A 14,621-nucleotide genomic window follows, 5' to 3' on the forward strand; every position below is an offset into this window, starting at 1 on the left:
TGTTGGCGACCATCAGGCAGAAGGCGATGTTCATCTGCTTGTAGTAGGTCCAGGAGAACTCCATGCCCAGGGCGCCGACGTTGACGGCGCTCTTGACGAGGTCGGAGCGCGTGATCTTGTTCTCGGGACTAGAAGTCATCGTCCTCATCCCCTTCCGCGGAGAGCTGGGGCTGGGCTCCGCCCAGGCCGAGCAGGTCGAACTTGTCGATGCCGATGATGATGGCGATCAGGGCGACGCCCAGGACGGGCACGTTGGCGTAGGAGCACAGCAGGAAGCCCAGGAAGTAGAAGGGCACGAGCTGCTTGGTGAGCACCAGGCGGCCGAGCATGGCGAAGCCCATGGCCGGCAGGATGTTGGCGGCAACGCCAAAGCCAGCAAGAACAAAGTCGGGGATAAAGTCGAGCACGCCCTGGATAGCGTCAGCACCCAGATAGAACGACAGCGAGCACAGCAGGAACGCCATGATGATGCCGGTTAAACCGATCAGGAAGTGCATCGCATAGACACCCTTAAGGTTGCCCTGGCCGGAGAAGACATCAGCGCGGTCAACCAGGATCGGCAGGGCGGCGTTGAGGATGTTCTTGATGGCAAGGCACAGCGTGGCGATGGGCATGGCAAGCGCGATGGCTGCCTCGGTGCTCTGGCCCAGCTGGATAGCGAAGGCGCAGGCGAGCACGCCGCCGATCGTCTCATCAGGCGGCACGTAGGCGCCGATGGAGATCGAGCCCATGAACAGCAGCTCCAGACTCGCACCGATCGCGAGGCCGGACTGCAGGTCCCCCAGCACCAGACCCACGAGCGGGCACAGGACGATGGGGCGGAACGCATAGAGCGTACCGAGCTGGAAGTCGAACTTACCAAATGCGGCGATAAGTCCGATGAGGATTGCTTGGGTAAGCATACATCCCCCTTTCCTAATAGGACACTACGAAGAGCTCAGACTCTTCGAATTCAAACGCCTAGAGCACGCTGGCGCAGTCAACCTTGGGGTCATCGGCCAGGGGTCGAATCTCGACCTCAACGCCACGATCCAGCATCTCGCGCACATCGGCTTCCTCGGCTGCGGTCAGGAAGATCTGACGAGAGACCTGACGAGCATCGGGGCGCTTCTCGTCCTTGGGCTTGGTGTTGCCCAGGTTGACCGACTTAATCTGCGGGCAGCCCTCAACAAGCTGCTTTGCCTCAGCGATAGTGGCAACGCAGATGATCATCTTGTACTTGTCAGTCACGCCCGAGTTGATAGCTTCGATCGCATGCTCCATATCTTTGATGACGAGCTTGCAGCCGGCAGGCTTGCCCATCTTGAGCGTCGTCTTCCACACCGGGTCGTTGGCGACCTTATCGCCCACGCAGAAGATGCAGTTGGAGCCAAGGCCCTGAACCCAAGAGACTGCGACCTGGCCATGAAGCAGGCGATGGTCGACGCGAAGTAGCTGAATCATAATGTGACCCCCCAAAGGTCTTATGCCGCCTTACGGCGTGTCAGTAGGTGCTGCGGATTAGAACTCTTCTTCCTCGTCGTCATCGACCAAAAGGTCATTGACGAACTTCACGCGCGTATCGTCCGCAGCGACGATGGCGCGAATCGTCTCCTCAACCGGCGCCGACTCATCGGAGAACAGCAGCTGGATGAGCAACGGAAGGTTCATGTTGGTAACGAGGTACGTGCGGGGACGCGTCTGGACGATCTTGGTGAACTCGTTGTTGACGCTGCCACCAAAGAGGTCGGTGCAGACGACGACATCATCGTCGGCAGACATGCCTGCCAGCAGCTTTTGGGCCTCCTCAGCCACGTCCATACGATCGTCGACGAACATCGAAAGGTCGTGGACGTTGTCGCGGGCGCCCGAGAGCAGCTCAATGCTCTCCTTGATGCCGGTAGCGAAGTGCGCATGGCTGGCGATGATGTACTGTCTCATTCTGCGAATCCTTCCGTGACTGACGCGTCCCCGCGCTTGGCTTTAGTAGTCGAACTGGTGATAGTAGCGACGATACTTGAGGTTGTGCTTGGTGACCGTCTCGTAGTAGCGAGCCAGACGGTCAGTCACGAGCACCGTCAGGATCCACGGGGAAACGATGACGCGGAAATCGTCGTCAAGGCCGGGGATGGCGAACTCGGCGGTGTCGATGATGTTGATATCGGTGTCGCCGGTGACGCCACGAGTCAGGAAGGCGCGGACGCGCTCGTCGAGCTTGCGGTTCTCGTCCTCGCCCATGAACAGGAACACGGGCACGCCGGGCTCCACGAGCTCGAGGGTGCCGTGGAAGAAGTCGGCGGACGTGATGTAGCGGGTGCGCTTCCACTGCATCTCCTCGAGGATGCACATCGAGAAGAGGATGGTCTCGCCCCAAAGTGCTCCGGAGCCGATGAACATGGTGTAGGGCGCGAGGGCGTACTTCTTGGCGAGCTCCTCGGCGCGCGGCTCGAAGCGCTTGCGGATATCGAGCATGTCCTTCCAGATGTCCTTGGTCTGCTCAATGAACAGATCGAACTTGGGGAAGCAGCCGCGGCGGTTGAGCAGGCGCAGGCCGAAGCAGTCGGCGAGGTAGTAGCCCTTCTCACAGCCACCGGAGCCGTGATCGGAGGCCATGGCGACGCAGTTCTCGGCGCCGACGGCCTGGCCGATGGGGCCCTCGGGCTTGGTCATGGCGTAGACGCGCACGCCCATGTCCTTCATCTTCTTGACGGCCTCGAGGACCTCGGGGGTGGTGCCGGACTCGGAGGCGGTGAGCACGACGGACTTGTCGGTCATGCGCTTGTGGCCGGAGACGTTCCACTCGGCGGCGTGGATCAGGTAGACCTCCAGGTCGCGGTCGCCGAACTTGTTCATGAGGTACTCGAGCTGCATGAGCTCGTCCCAGGTGCCACCGACACCCATCAGGAACACAGCGTCGTAGCCCTCGTCGGCGACCTTGTCGGCAAGCGCGGTCATCTTCTTGCCGGTCTCGTAGAGCGCCTTGCCGTCCTCGAGGTAGCCCTCCTGGTCGAAATGCATGATCTCGATCTTCTCGGTTTCCTTCATTTGCTTCTCCTTTCTGAGGATGCCTTGACATCCCCTATGCCAACGAGCGACAGCGCCCGCCTACATTCCGTAACACTCGGCAGCTTTGGCCTTAAGCGTGTTGACCGATTCCTCGTAGCCCTCTGCCTTGACCTCCATTTGCTTGGAGACGGCATCGAGATACGGATGGACATCCCAAGAGCTCAGGCGCTCGGTGACAATTGCCGCCATCGTCTGGAAGAACACCAGGCCGGGAATCGCGGCCAGCAGCGGAGCCACCTGCGGCACCGCAATCTCGTGGGCCCTGCCCTTGGGGTGCATGGTCAAAAGGACTGCCTTCTTCGTTACCTTCGACAGCGCATCGGCGATATTTGCCAAGCGCTCCGACCCACGAGGATCGTCAACGATAAATACCAGGTAGCCCGGGGTAATCTGCATCTCGGGACCGTGGACGAACTCCTCGCCCTCGTGGTGCATGGCCGGAATCTTGATGGTCTCGCTCAGCTTGAGCGCCGCCTCTTCGGCAACGCCATAGTTGGGACCGTTGCCCACAACCATGGCCGGCACATGCTCCGACAGCCCGAGTAGATGATCCTGGACATATGCCTCGGCGGTCTTGCACATCGTGGCGTTGGCCTGAATGGCCTCGCGCAGGTCGTCAAGACGCTGAACAACGCCATCGGCGTCAATCGTTCCACACGCCTGACCACCGTAAATGCCAAAGAGCACCAGGTACTCGATGAGCGTCTGAACGCCCAGGGTCACAAAGTCCACCGACTCGACGCCCACGCCGTAGTCGAGAACGATATCGGCATGCTCCTTAATGGGAGCCTCGACGTTTGCCGTCAGCGCAACTGCTGCCATGTCGTGCGTGCGCATGTAGTCGAGTGCCGCAATCGTATTGGTCGAGTAGCCGCTCTGAGAAATGGCAATGTTGAGCGCGTTTTGCGGATAGGTGTGCTCGAAATCGACGAAGGCCTCAGGCGTCACGACAGACACCTGCATCTGCAGTGCATCCTGCAGATAATCGCGAGCGCAATCGGCGGCATGACGGGACGAACCCGAAGCGACAATGCGCAGCGCGTCAAAGGATGCGGACTGGAAAATCTCGACGAGCTGGCTTACAAGCTCGGACGAACGCTCGAGGTTCTCACCCATACGCACATGGGCAAGCTGAACGTAATCGAGCATTTTCATCGTCTCACCTCGTAACAAATCATTAGTATTTGATACCAATCACAGTTACAGGTTACGGCTTTTTGATACCTATCTGCCGACTAATCTTTCTTCATCGGCGAACGGTCGATTTTGAGCCATGTAAGGTCGTATATACAGCCGGCTCAATGGTCAAAATCGGTCAGTTTTCCCAGTCGTTATGCAAAAACACCAGCTAGTAGGTATAGGTATATCCACCCGCATCGCCGCGGTTGAACGACTTGACATATTCGATTGCCTGTCCGCTCGCGTCGAAGCTCACGCACTCCAGCGTCAAGGCAAGATCGCCCTGCTCTAGCCCAAGCAGGCCGGCATCGCGCGCGCCCAGCGCTTCGATATCGAGCTTTTCCTGCGCCATGACCGGCTTTCGCCCCAGCATCTCATAGGTCTCGTAAAGACTGAACACCGACACGTCGATCTCTTCGATGGTTGGGAACAGCAGGCAGGGAATCAGCGCCATCTCAATTGATACGGGATCGCCGTTTATGCAGTTCAGGCGTCGGATGGAATAGAGCAGGTCATCCTCGGCGATACCAAACAGGTCGGCGTAGTATGGCCCCGCGTAGCGCTTGGAGCGCGCCAGAATGCGAACAGACGGCTCGCCTCCCGAGGCGCGAACCGATTCGCGGAAGCCACCCGTGCGCTCAAAAATAGCAGGCACTTTCTGCGCCACGAAGGCGCCCTTTCCCCGAACACGACGAATCTGGCCGCGACGAACCAACTCGTCCACGGCACTTCGGATAGTCAGGCGCGTCGTACCAAATTCCTCGGCAAGTTCATTCTCAGACGGAATCATCGAACCCGTTGGGTATATGCCGCGCTCGATACGCTCCTCAATGCGACGTCGAATGCGCATATAAACCGGGGTGGCATCTACTGTTTCAGCCATTGTTCACCTGCCACGCTCCTCATGCCATTCTTTTCACCGTTATCGGCAAAGCGGAACTTCGTGGGCAAAATCACCGATTTGCAATGCTCCACGAAGCGCATGCCCCCATCGAATTCAATCGTGCTCTCATAGAACACCGGCGTCCCCTCTTCTTGTTGGAGAAGTTCGGCCTCTTCGGCGTTTAAACGCGAGATCGAGATATGCTCACGTCCATGCTCAACGCGCACGCCACCCTCTTTGAACAATACGTCGTAGAGGCTCTCGTGCTCAAAATCATGGTCGGGAAGCGACGGGCAAAGCGACAGATTGACATGTGCCGTTTCGATCGACGCCGGCTCGCCCTCAATGAGACGGACACGCTGCATACGGAGCAAAGGAGCGCCTACGGCCACCCCAAGCTTGTCGGCAAGCGTCTCATCCGCCTCGACAGTCTCGGTGGAGACCAAGCGAGAAGAGGGGTGCAGACCGGCAGTTCGCACGGCATCGGAGAAGTTATACGTTTCCTGGAAGATGTTCAGCGGCTTGGGAGGGCACACATACGTACCCGATCCGCGGCGGCTCTCGAGCGTTCCGCACGAAATGAGCCGCGTGATGCCAGCACGTAACGCCGTACGCGAAACGCCGATATCTTCGCACAGCACACGCTCGGCCGGCAGACGATCGCCGCCGGCAAGCTGATGGTGCTGGATGTACCAAAGAATCCCCTCAACAGCACGGTCTTTGGGGGGAATTGCATAAGATTCGCCTGCCATTGCACAGACTCCTCATTCAAAAATGTATGTCACCAGAATTAGGCCAGCCCTCCCATGGCATCAAACTCGGCCTTGATTTTCTCGGCGACATTCCGATACGACTTATATAGGTTTGAATCGCGTTTGACTTCGTCGGTCATAACGGGAATCTCTAATTTGGAAACCTCGTCTTTTCCCGTCTGAACCGCCACGACAACGCCCATACCAAGACACATATTACGCTTGGCAGCGTTTATTTTTGCCGCCTTCGCGGGATTTGCCAGAATACGCTGGGCAAATTCCTGTTTTGAAGGCGTCTCGTCAGCCTCCGGATCGCCAGCCTCGGCCACCTCGCACTGCAGAACATCCGCATAGTCAAAGATCTTCGGCTGCGCACCGCGCTGATGCACGGCCCACTTGCGACGCGTAGCATCCTGGTAGATGGCCGGCAAAAACGTAAACCGCGGCGGGTCCAAAATAGTATCCGTGATGGTAAACACATCGGGATCAAAGGCGTCCTGCGGGTTTTTCTTCTTGAACAGCCCCATATCAGCCTCCCGTACTAGCATTAAACAACTCAAGCCGAATATAGCACCAATTTCAAGCCGGCGCTTTAGCGCGTCGGTGCGTGGTGCCTATGGCTCGCTCAGCGGGGTAATACGGGCGAGGGCCGGGGTGGTTGGTATAGGTTTTGGAAGTGGGCTCCGCGAACTTCCAAAACCTATACCAACCACCCCGGCCCCGGCGATGTATTCTGGGCTGACCAAAGGAGGATGGACAGTCTCCAAGGCCATAACAACAAAATCCCTATTACATAAAAAGAATCAGACCCCGCAAAACGAAACGGTCGAGAGGCCCTGCTCCGGGCGGGTTGCCTTGCTCCGGGAAGTTCGCGAAGCCCACTTCCCGGAGCAAGGCAACCCGCCCGGAGCAGGGCCCAGCGCGAGACCGTCCCGGATGCCTATCCGCACAGCATTGTTACTAGCGGGATCGTCAAAATGGAGCAGATGATCGACAGGAAGGTGCATTGCATCATGGGGCGTGCGTCCTTACCGTATTGAAGACAGTACAGCGTGCCGTTGCTGCCTACCGGCATTGCCATCTCGAGCACAAGCGTCGCGATAAACATGGGCGTCATGCCGGGTCACAAGCGCGCGACGGCAAGACATGCCGTCGGCACGACAACCAGGCGAAATGCCACGGCGACATAGGCACGCCAGTTGGTGAGCATCTCGAGCGGACGGTACTTGGCGATAGACGACCCCATGAGCAACAATGCCGCCGGAGTGGTCATGGTGCCAACGATGGAAATCGAGTCGCCCAACACGCCCCAATCGGTCCATCCGGTTAGCACGATCCCAAGCACAACAGCACTTGCAATGAGACCAGGACTCTTGCAGCAGGCGGCAATATTGCGCATCTGCTTTTTAAGGCCACCATCCATTCCGCTGAATAACATGGCGCCGACGGTAAACATAAGAATGTTTAGGGGGATAAGCGCAATCGATGCATACAACAGCGCTTGTTTTCCCAACACCGCCGAAATAACCGGAAAACCGATAAACCCGGCATTACCGAAAAGCACGGCGAAGCGATACGAGCATTCCGTCCCTTTGGGAACGCGAAGAGCAGCGGTGACGGCAAACGCAATAACGATCGCCACCACATACATCACAAAGGACAGACCCATGAGCGAAAACGTATCGGCAATGCTCGGAAGCTTCACATCATCGCCCAGCGCTGACGAAAGCACCAAGCACGGCAGCGCCACCTGCAACAGCAGATGCGACAGCTCGCGCTCGAACTCCGCTTTCATAAACCCCAGCTTGGCGATACACCACCCCAACAAAATAGGCAACGAAACCGTCAACATCTGAAGCGCCACACTCGTAAAGCTCATGCTTCCCCCCTTATCCATTCCACGAGGGCCGGGGTGCCTGCTTTGTTTTGAGAAGTGGGCTCCGCGAACTTCTCAAAACAAAGCAGGCACCCCGGCCCCGGCAATGCAATCCTAGCTGACCAAAGAAAGATGCGCAGCCTCCAGAGCAGCATCAGCAAAGTCACCGTTGCATTAAAAATTTTCAGCCCCGCAGATCGAAACGGTCGAGAGGGCCTTGCCCGGGAGGGTGACTTTGTCCGGGGAAGTTCGCGAAGCCCACTTCCCCGGACAAAGTCACCCTCCCGGGCAAGGCCCCAGCGCGAGGCCGTCCCGGATGCCTACTTACTCGTTGTCGCCCGCGGTCATTTGCGTTGCGGAAAGCGCGCCGTCGGCTGCTGTTGCGGCTGCGGCGTCGGGCCAGACCCAGTCGGTAAAGGCCGGGTGATCGAAGCCCTCGTCGCACGCAAACTCAAAGGCCTCGGTGCGGAAGGCCTCCCACTCATCAATCTGCTCGGCAAACTTATCGGCGTCGACCATGCGCAGCACGTCGGCGGCAAGCGCCCAGCGGTCCATGTTGTTCAGGCGCAGCATGTCGAACGGCGTGGTCGTGGAGCCCTTCTCCTCGTAGCCGTGGACGCGGAAGGCGTCGTGGCCGGGGCGGTTCCAGATCAGGCGGCGAATCGTGCCGGCATAGGCATGGAAGGCGAAGAGCACGGGCTTCTCACCGCAGCCAAACAGCTCAACCCAGCGCTCATCGCTGATGGCCTGGTCGTTCTCGCAGACGTTCTGAATCTTGAGCAGATCGACAACGTTGACGAACCACACCTTAACGCCCAGCTCGCGCAGCATATCGGTTGCAGCCAGAGCCTCGAGCGTCGGCACGTCGCCGCACGTGGCAACCACGACGTCGGCCTCGGCGAGCGAGCCGGCGGTCGATGCCCACTCCCAGGTCGCGACGCCCTCGGCGAGCTCCGCCTTGGCCTCATCGACCGTCTGGAAGGTCGGGGCGGGCTGCTTGCCGCAGAAGATGGCGTTGACGCAGTCGGTGGACTGGTAGACGCGCTCGGCCACGGCAAGGGCCATGTTGGCGTCGGCCGGATAGTAGGCGTTCACGATGTGCGTATCGTTGGCCTTGTTGAGCAGTAGGTCGATAAAGCCAGGGTCCTGATGCGAGAAGCCGTTGTGGTCCTGACGCCAGACGTGGCTCGGCAGCAAAATGTTGAGGCCGCTGATGGGGGCACGCCACGGAATCTCGCGCTTGGTGGCCTCGAGCCACTTGCAGTGCTGGTTGACCATGGAATCGACCACATGGACAAAGCTCTCGTAGGAGCTCCACACGCCGGAGCGGCCGGTGAGCACGTAAGCCTCGAGGAAGCCCTCGCACTGGTGCTCGGACAGCTGCTCAACGACCTTGCCGGAGCCGGCCAGCAGCTCATCGTTGGCCTCATCCTCGTAGAAGCCGGCATCCCACTGCTTTTTGGTCACCTTGTAGGCAGCCTGCAGGCGGTTGGACGCGGTCTCGTCGGGACCGAAGATGCGGAAGTCGTCCATGTTCTTAGCCAAGACATCGGCGGTGTACTCACCAAAGACGCGGGCGGCCTCGGTGGAGCCCCAGCCGTGGCCCTTCTCGGCAACGGGAATCTCGTGGGCGTGGATATCGGGCAGCTCAAGCTCGCGACGGACCTTACCGCCGTTTGCGTTGGGGTTGGAGCCGATGCGCAGCTCACCGGTCGGCATAAAGGCCGTCACCTCGGGACGCACCTGGCCCTCGGGTGTAAAGAGCTCCTCGGGCTTGTAGGAGCGCAGCCACTCGCGCAGCACGCGGAAGTGCTCGTGGGTGTCCTTGGCGCTCGCCAGCGGCACCTGATGTGCGCGCCAGGAGTCCTCGGTCTTCTTGCCATCGATGTGCTTGGGGCATGTCCAGCCCTTGGGCGTACGGAACACGATCATGGGATAGGCCGGGCGGACCACGGTCTCGCCCGCGGCGTCCTGAGCCTGCGCGGTGGCCTTGATGTCGCAAATCTCATCGAAGACCTGCTCAAACAGGGCGGCAAAACGCGCATGAATGTTCGCGTGGCTCTCGTCGTCAAAACCGGCGACAAAGAAGTGCGGCTTGTAGCCCATGCCCTCAAAGAACTTGGCGAGCTCCTCGTCGGACACGCGGGCGAGGATGGTGGGGTTGGCGATCTTGTAACCGTTGAGGTGCAGGATCGGCAGGACGATGCCGTCGGTTGCCGGGTTCACGAGCTTGTTGGACTGCCAAGAGGTGGCAAGCGGACCGGTCTCGGACTCTCCGTCGCCCACCACGGCCACCGCCAGCAGGCTCGGGTTGTCCATGACGGCGCCGTAGGCATGGCTGAGTGTGTAGCCGAGCTCGCCACCCTCATGGATGGAGCCGGGCGTCTCGGGCGCAAAGTGGCTCGGGATGCCGCCGGGATAAGAGAACTGGCGGAAGAACTTCTGCAGGCCGGCCTCATCATTGGTGATGTCGGGGCGGATCTCACGGTAAGTGCCATCGAGCAGCGACTGGGCGGTGCCGGCGGGGCCACCGTGGCCCGGTCCCATCAAGAAAATGGCGTTCTGGTTGTGATCGGCGATGAGACGGTTGACGTGTCCGAACAGGAAGTTGATGCCAGGCGTGGTGCCCCAGTGACCAACCAGGCGATGCTTGACGTCCGGACGACCAAAGTCGCGCACCTCACCGGTTTTCTCGTCAACAAAGTCGGAGCGCATTAGCGGGTTAGAGCGAAGGTAGATCTGGCCGACGGACAGGTAGTTCGAGGCGCGCCAATACAGATCGACACCCTCGAGCTCGGAAGCGGGAACCTCATGTCCCAGTTTTTGCCACGGCGTTCCCAGTGTTTTAGCCATTGTTTATGTCCCTTCGCTGCGCGGTCGCCTTCCGATACGGCAACCTTTCGTTGGGACTAGTATATTTGCTAAAACGTTTTATCATGGTGAAAAAACGTTTTAGCATCCTGTTTTGCCATGCGGACAGGCAAAAGCAGACATTCACCTGCGGCATTGCCTGTCACATGTGCTCCACATTCAGTCTCTGCAAATTGATAAACGTGTTTAGTTGTGTTTAGTAAGCTCGAGCACGCTGTCCTTAACGATGAGCGCCGGCTCCAGAACGACCTCTTCGGCACGCCTGCCGCCCCTACCGGCAAGACGCTTGGACATGCAGCCAAAAGCATGCTCGGCAAGGACACCAGGATCCTGCTCAATCGCGGTCAGCGCCGGCTCAAAGAGAACGTCGGCCGCCGAGTTATCATAGCTCACCACCGAGATATCGCCCGGAATGCTCTTACCCATCTCATGCAGGCGCTTGAGCAGACCCAGCGCAATGTTGTCCGAGCTTGCGAACACAGCAGTGGCATCGGTTGCGAGCACCGCCTCCGAGGCCTCGTAGGCACTCGGAATGTAGTACTCGCTCTCAAACTCCAAACGTGCGTCGATCGGCAGGCCAACCTCGCGCAGCGCGCGCTCATAGCCGGCAAGACGCTTACGACCCGTATTGGAACGGCGCGCATTAACCAAGCAGGCAATACGACGGTGGCCCTGCTCGATTAGATAGCGGGTAGCCATGTAGCCGCCCATTTCGTGGTCGAACATCACCTTGTCGCATTCGAGTCCCTCAATGGCACGGTCAACCATTACAGCCGGGATGGGCAGATGGCTGACTTCTTCGCGCAGGGCGCGGTCGTCGGAAAACTCGTCACCCACCACCAAAAAGACGCCATCGACGCCGCGCGTCACCAGCTGGCGCAGGAGCTCCAGATCGTCCTCGGCACTTCCACCCGAGCTGGTAATAAAGAGCGCGTAGCCGTCCTCGCGGCAGCGCTTTTCCAGGCTGCCAGCGAGCGAGGCAAAAAAGCGGCTCTCGATGTTGGGAACGATAAGGCCCAGCGTGCGCGACTCGCGCATGACCAGGCTGCGCGCGATCTGGTTGGGAACATAATGGTTGCGCGCCGCGACCTCTTTGATGCGCTTGCGGTTTTCTTCCGAGATACGACAAGGCCGATTGTTGAGAACAAGCGAGACCGACGAGGGGGAAAGCCCCACCTCCTGGGCAATCTGCTTGAGAGTAACTTTGTTGCCCATCTCGCTCCTTCCGAGTATTCGCGCAATCTCTTGAAAGTATAGCGACCGTCCCTCTACCTCGATGATAAACACTTTACCAATCCGGTAGACGGCTGTTTTATCGCCGCGATTGGTGCAAGGCAACCTGACCCCTTTGCATTATGTGATGCATTTGGGTCAGGCTACTTTGCACCAAATCCATCCGGGTGGGGTATATTGCATTCGATTGATGAAAACGACCACCATAAGGCGGATATTCGTATGCACGAGAATGACTTTTTTAACGAGGACCTGCTCTGCGCGCTCGCTGGCGTTGCCGGCGAGGACAACGTGCTCATGAGCGAGCCCATGCGCGAGCACACCACGTTTAAGATCGGCGGCCCGGCCGATGTCTTTGTCACGCCCGACACCGAGCAGGGCCTCGTCGCCACGCTCGATACCTGCTACCGCTGCGATCTGCCGCTCACCATCGTGGGCAACGGCTCCGACCTGCTCGTCGGTGACAAGGGCATCCGCGGTGTCGTCGTGGCACTGGGCGAGGGCCTCTCTAACATCACCATCGACGGCACGCATGTTACGGCAGCAGCCGGCGCCCTGCTTTCCGATGTCGCCGTGGCTGCCGCCGAGGCCGGTCTCACCGGCATGGAGCCCATCTCGGGCATCCCCGGCTCGGTCGGCGGTGCCTGCTATATGAACGCCGGTGCCTACGGCGCCTGTATGGCCGATGTTTTGGAGTCCGTGCGCGTCTATAAGCCCGCCCGCGTGCTCGACGACGGCACCCGCGGCAGCGGTAATATCATTGAGTTCGATGTCGACGAGCTTAACCTGGGCTATCGCAAGAGCCGCATCGCCGACGACGGCTTTATCGTGCTCTCTGCCACCTTTAACCTCGCCCCGGGCAACGCCGCGATGATCAAGGCCGACATGGACGACTACCGCCAACGCCGCGAGGACAAGCAACCACTCGACATGCCGAGCGCCGGCTCCACCTTCAAGCGCCCCGAGGGCTACTTTGCCGGTAAGCTCATCATGGACGCCGGCCTGCGCGGTCACGCTGTCGGCGGCGCCCAGGTAAGCGAGAAACACTGCGGCTTCATCGTCAACGCCGACCACGCCACCGCCGCCGACGTCGACGAACTCATCCGCCACATCCAAGCCAAAGTCAAAGAGCAGTTCGGCGTAGACCTAGAACCCGAAGTCCACCGAGTAGGCGAATTCCTATAAAAAGAAGGCCCCGAAAGGGGCCTTCGCCATCTTTATATCAGACAACAAGTCCGGTAAGTCGCGCTCAGGACCCGAGAGGGCCGCGTGCCCGCCCGCAATATATTTGATTGATCGCGAGTTCCGCACGCAAAGAAGGCCACTTAATGTGGCCTTCGTCTTGCGCAGGACTGCCCGAGCAGGCAATCAAATATATTGCGGGCGGGCACGCGGCCCAACTTGCCTTACGACAGCGCAATGCCGCCAAGCCAGCCCCAGCGCACGCCAGAGCCAGTGCCGTAGAACCGAATAAACGCATCAAGCGACTTAGACGTAATGGAGCCCTCGTTGCTCATAACGATGCCGCCACCAACATAGATGCCCACATGTCCGTACAGCAGACCCGGCGTGCCGGTGCCGCTGTGCGACGAGTCGGCCACGATCATGCCCACTTGCAGCGCAGAACGATCGGAGCTGTAGCACCAGGCGTTAAACATGTCGCACGCGTTGCCGCCAAAGTAGCCCACGCCGGCGTTGCGGAACACGTTGGTAACCCAGGCGGCGCACCAGTTCAGGCCAGGCGAAGGCGTGGAGTAGCATGCGTTGACGACGGCCTGCTGCTTGCCCGAGCCGGCATTCTGTTGCGGAGTTCCGGGCGCATACGATCCGCCACCCGAGCTTGAACCACCCGAGTAGGAATTGTTCTTGTTTGCGGCAGCCGCGGCAGCGGCAGCCTTCTTGGCAGCCTCCTCGGCCTGAGCGGCAGCAAGAATCTCGGAATCGCGCTGGGCCATGAGCTCTTTGACATCGTCGGAGAGACCGTTCAGAACCGTCTGGACCTCCTGCTGCTTGGCCTGCATGTCCTGCATCTGTGCAGTCTGCTGGTCCTTGAGCTTCTCCAGGTCGGCCTTCTGCGACTCGAGCTCGGACTTCTGCGTATCGAGCTCTTTCTGGATGGTCTGGATGTCCTCGATGGCGTCGCGGTCGCTCTTGTTGATCTTCTCGACGTAATGCGCGTTGGCGACGAGCTCCTCAAACGAACCAGAAGCGAGCAGCAAAGACAGAATATTGGTACCGCCCGACTTGTAGCTTGCCGCCACGCGATCGGAAAGGTCGTTACGCTTCTCTTTGAGCTCGGCCTTCTTGGTGTCGATCTGAGCCTGCGTCTCGTCAATCTGGCCCTGCACGCCTTCGATATCGCTGAGGGTCTGGGCATTCTTGTTGGCGAGCGTCGCGTACTCATTAGCGATGCTGTCGAGCTGAGCCTGGACCTCGTCGAGCTGGGCCTGGGCGGCATTCAGTTTGTCGGTGGTTTCTTGGCTGGCCTCAGCCGCATGGGCGCGGGCGGGCAGGCCAAAAAGAACAGCCGCGGAAGCGGCGCCGAAAAGAGCCTTAAGGGCAGTGCGGCGCGAAAGCTCCTGCGTAAAGATGGAATCGTTGTTCGGTGACATATGTACTCCGTTACATGCTTATTTATATGTCGCTCAACTCAAACATATTAACGCACATCGCGCTTGTCCCAACTATTTCCACGAACGGCTGGAAAAGCATGGTCAGCGGCTCGCAAATACGCCCCACACGAAAGGTAAGGATTATGCAAATAACACCCTATGAGTACGTT

At 59.2% G+C, this 14,621-nt stretch carries 14 protein-coding genes; 1 reads left to right on the forward strand and 13 read right to left on the reverse strand.

Annotated features, from left to right (window positions below; genetic code table 11):
* Positions 1 to 128: 128 nt before the first annotated feature.
* The 12 genes from ACEXKH_RS08315 to ACEXKH_RS08370 form a co-directional block, all read right to left on the reverse strand.
* Positions 129 to 902, reverse strand: a complete 774-nt coding sequence (locus tag ACEXKH_RS08315; protein WP_138341425.1) for a PTS mannose/fructose/sorbose/N-acetylgalactosamine transporter subunit IIC — start codon at positions 900 to 902, stop codon at positions 129 to 131.
* 58 nt (positions 903 to 960) lie between these two features.
* On the reverse strand, positions 961 to 1,443 hold the full coding sequence (locus tag ACEXKH_RS08320; protein ID WP_099432286.1) for a PTS sugar transporter subunit IIB: 483 nt from the start codon (positions 1,441 to 1,443) through the stop codon (positions 961 to 963).
* Between the two features lie 57 nt (positions 1,444 to 1,500).
* The gene (locus ACEXKH_RS08325; RefSeq protein ID WP_152073310.1) at positions 1,501 to 1,920 is read right to left on the reverse strand and encodes a PTS sugar transporter subunit IIA; all 420 of its coding nucleotides are present in this window, start codon (positions 1,918 to 1,920) and stop codon (positions 1,501 to 1,503) included.
* Positions 1,921 to 1,962: 42 nt separating this feature from the next.
* Complete coding sequence (locus ACEXKH_RS08330; protein ID WP_373573757.1) at positions 1,963 to 3,024, reverse strand: SIS domain-containing protein; 1,062 nt, start codon at positions 3,022 to 3,024, stop codon at positions 1,963 to 1,965.
* A gap of 60 nt (positions 3,025 to 3,084) precedes the next feature.
* Positions 3,085 to 4,200 (reverse strand): SIS domain-containing protein, encoded by a 1,116-nt coding sequence (locus tag ACEXKH_RS08335; protein ID WP_373573758.1) that lies wholly within the window; start codon positions 4,198 to 4,200, stop codon positions 3,085 to 3,087.
* A gap of 193 nt (positions 4,201 to 4,393) precedes the next feature.
* A complete protein-coding gene (locus ACEXKH_RS08340) occupies positions 4,394 to 5,107 on the reverse strand; it encodes a GntR family transcriptional regulator (RefSeq protein ID WP_373573759.1) in 714 nt (237 codons plus the stop codon).
* Positions 5,092 to 5,859, reverse strand: coding sequence for a GntR family transcriptional regulator (locus tag ACEXKH_RS08345; protein WP_373573760.1), 768 nt, complete (start codon positions 5,857 to 5,859; stop codon positions 5,092 to 5,094). The genes ACEXKH_RS08340 and ACEXKH_RS08345 overlap by 16 nt, the downstream gene beginning before the upstream one ends.
* 38 nt (positions 5,860 to 5,897) lie before the next feature.
* Complete coding sequence (locus ACEXKH_RS08350) at positions 5,898 to 6,386, reverse strand: hypothetical protein (RefSeq protein WP_161160766.1); 489 nt, start codon at positions 6,384 to 6,386, stop codon at positions 5,898 to 5,900.
* 413 nt (positions 6,387 to 6,799) lie between these two features.
* Positions 6,800 to 6,976 carry a hypothetical protein gene (locus ACEXKH_RS08355; protein WP_373573761.1) on the reverse strand — a complete coding sequence of 59 codons (177 nt, stop codon included), beginning with the start codon at positions 6,974 to 6,976 and terminating at the stop codon, positions 6,800 to 6,802.
* Positions 6,977 to 6,982: 6 nt separating this feature from the next.
* Positions 6,983 to 7,738, reverse strand: a complete 756-nt coding sequence (locus ACEXKH_RS08360; RefSeq protein ID WP_373573762.1) for an AEC family transporter — start codon at positions 7,736 to 7,738, stop codon at positions 6,983 to 6,985.
* 321 nt (positions 7,739 to 8,059) lie between these two features.
* On the reverse strand, positions 8,060 to 10,588 hold the full coding sequence (locus ACEXKH_RS08365; RefSeq protein WP_373573763.1) for a phosphoketolase family protein: 2,529 nt from the start codon (positions 10,586 to 10,588) through the stop codon (positions 8,060 to 8,062).
* 204 nt (positions 10,589 to 10,792) lie between these two features.
* Positions 10,793 to 11,821 carry a LacI family DNA-binding transcriptional regulator gene (locus ACEXKH_RS08370; protein WP_117640829.1) on the reverse strand — a complete coding sequence of 343 codons (1,029 nt, stop codon included), beginning with the start codon at positions 11,819 to 11,821 and terminating at the stop codon, positions 10,793 to 10,795.
* A gap of 240 nt (positions 11,822 to 12,061) precedes the next feature.
* On the opposite strand from ACEXKH_RS08370, the gene murB reads away from it, so the two are divergent.
* A complete protein-coding gene (gene murB / locus ACEXKH_RS08375; protein ID WP_373573764.1) occupies positions 12,062 to 13,024 on the forward strand; it encodes a UDP-N-acetylmuramate dehydrogenase in 963 nt (320 codons plus the stop codon).
* 221 nt (positions 13,025 to 13,245) lie between these two features.
* Here the strand turns inward: murB and ACEXKH_RS08380 are convergent, their stop codons facing one another.
* Complete coding sequence (locus tag ACEXKH_RS08380; protein ID WP_373573765.1) at positions 13,246 to 14,451, reverse strand: coiled-coil domain-containing protein; 1,206 nt, start codon at positions 14,449 to 14,451, stop codon at positions 13,246 to 13,248.
* Positions 14,452 to 14,621: the final 170 nt, after the last annotated feature.

Source organism: Collinsella aerofaciens ATCC 25986 (assembly GCF_964259375.1).
Lineage (GTDB): Bacteria > Actinomycetota > Coriobacteriia > Coriobacteriales > Coriobacteriaceae > Collinsella > Collinsella aerofaciens_BO.

Excerpts from the sequence above, each read along its gene's own strand:
- ACEXKH_RS08335 (WP_373573758.1), bottom strand. The coding sequence starts at position 4,200 with ATGAAAATGCTCGATTACGTTCAGCTTGCCCATGTGCGTATGGGTGAG.
- ACEXKH_RS08355 (WP_373573761.1), bottom strand. The coding sequence starts at position 6,976 with ATGACGCCCATGTTTATCGCGACGCTTGTGCTCGAGATGGCAATGCCG.
- ACEXKH_RS08360 (WP_373573762.1), bottom strand. The coding sequence starts at position 7,738 with ATGAGCTTTACGAGTGTGGCGCTTCAGATGTTGACGGTTTCGTTGCCT.
- ACEXKH_RS08350 (WP_161160766.1), bottom strand. The coding sequence starts at position 6,386 with ATGGGGCTGTTCAAGAAGAAAAACCCGCAGGACGCCTTTGATCCCGAT.
- ACEXKH_RS08345 (WP_373573760.1), bottom strand. The coding sequence starts at position 5,859 with ATGGCAGGCGAATCTTATGCAATTCCCCCCAAAGACCGTGCTGTTGAG.
- ACEXKH_RS08320 (WP_099432286.1), bottom strand. The coding sequence starts at position 1,443 with ATGATTCAGCTACTTCGCGTCGACCATCGCCTGCTTCATGGCCAGGTC.
- murB (WP_373573764.1), top strand. The coding sequence starts at position 12,062 with ATGCACGAGAATGACTTTTTTAACGAGGACCTGCTCTGCGCGCTCGCT.
- ACEXKH_RS08315 (WP_138341425.1), bottom strand. The coding sequence starts at position 902 with ATGCTTACCCAAGCAATCCTCATCGGACTTATCGCCGCATTTGGTAAG.
- ACEXKH_RS08330 (WP_373573757.1), bottom strand. The coding sequence starts at position 3,024 with ATGAAGGAAACCGAGAAGATCGAGATCATGCATTTCGACCAGGAGGGC.
- ACEXKH_RS08380 (WP_373573765.1), bottom strand. The coding sequence starts at position 14,451 with ATGTCACCGAACAACGATTCCATCTTTACGCAGGAGCTTTCGCGCCGC.
- ACEXKH_RS08340 (WP_373573759.1), bottom strand. The coding sequence starts at position 5,107 with ATGGCTGAAACAGTAGATGCCACCCCGGTTTATATGCGCATTCGACGT.
- ACEXKH_RS08370 (WP_117640829.1), bottom strand. The coding sequence starts at position 11,821 with ATGGGCAACAAAGTTACTCTCAAGCAGATTGCCCAGGAGGTGGGGCTT.
- ACEXKH_RS08325 (WP_152073310.1), bottom strand. The coding sequence starts at position 1,920 with ATGAGACAGTACATCATCGCCAGCCATGCGCACTTCGCTACCGGCATC.
- ACEXKH_RS08365 (WP_373573763.1), bottom strand. The coding sequence starts at position 10,588 with ATGGCTAAAACACTGGGAACGCCGTGGCAAAAACTGGGACATGAGGTT.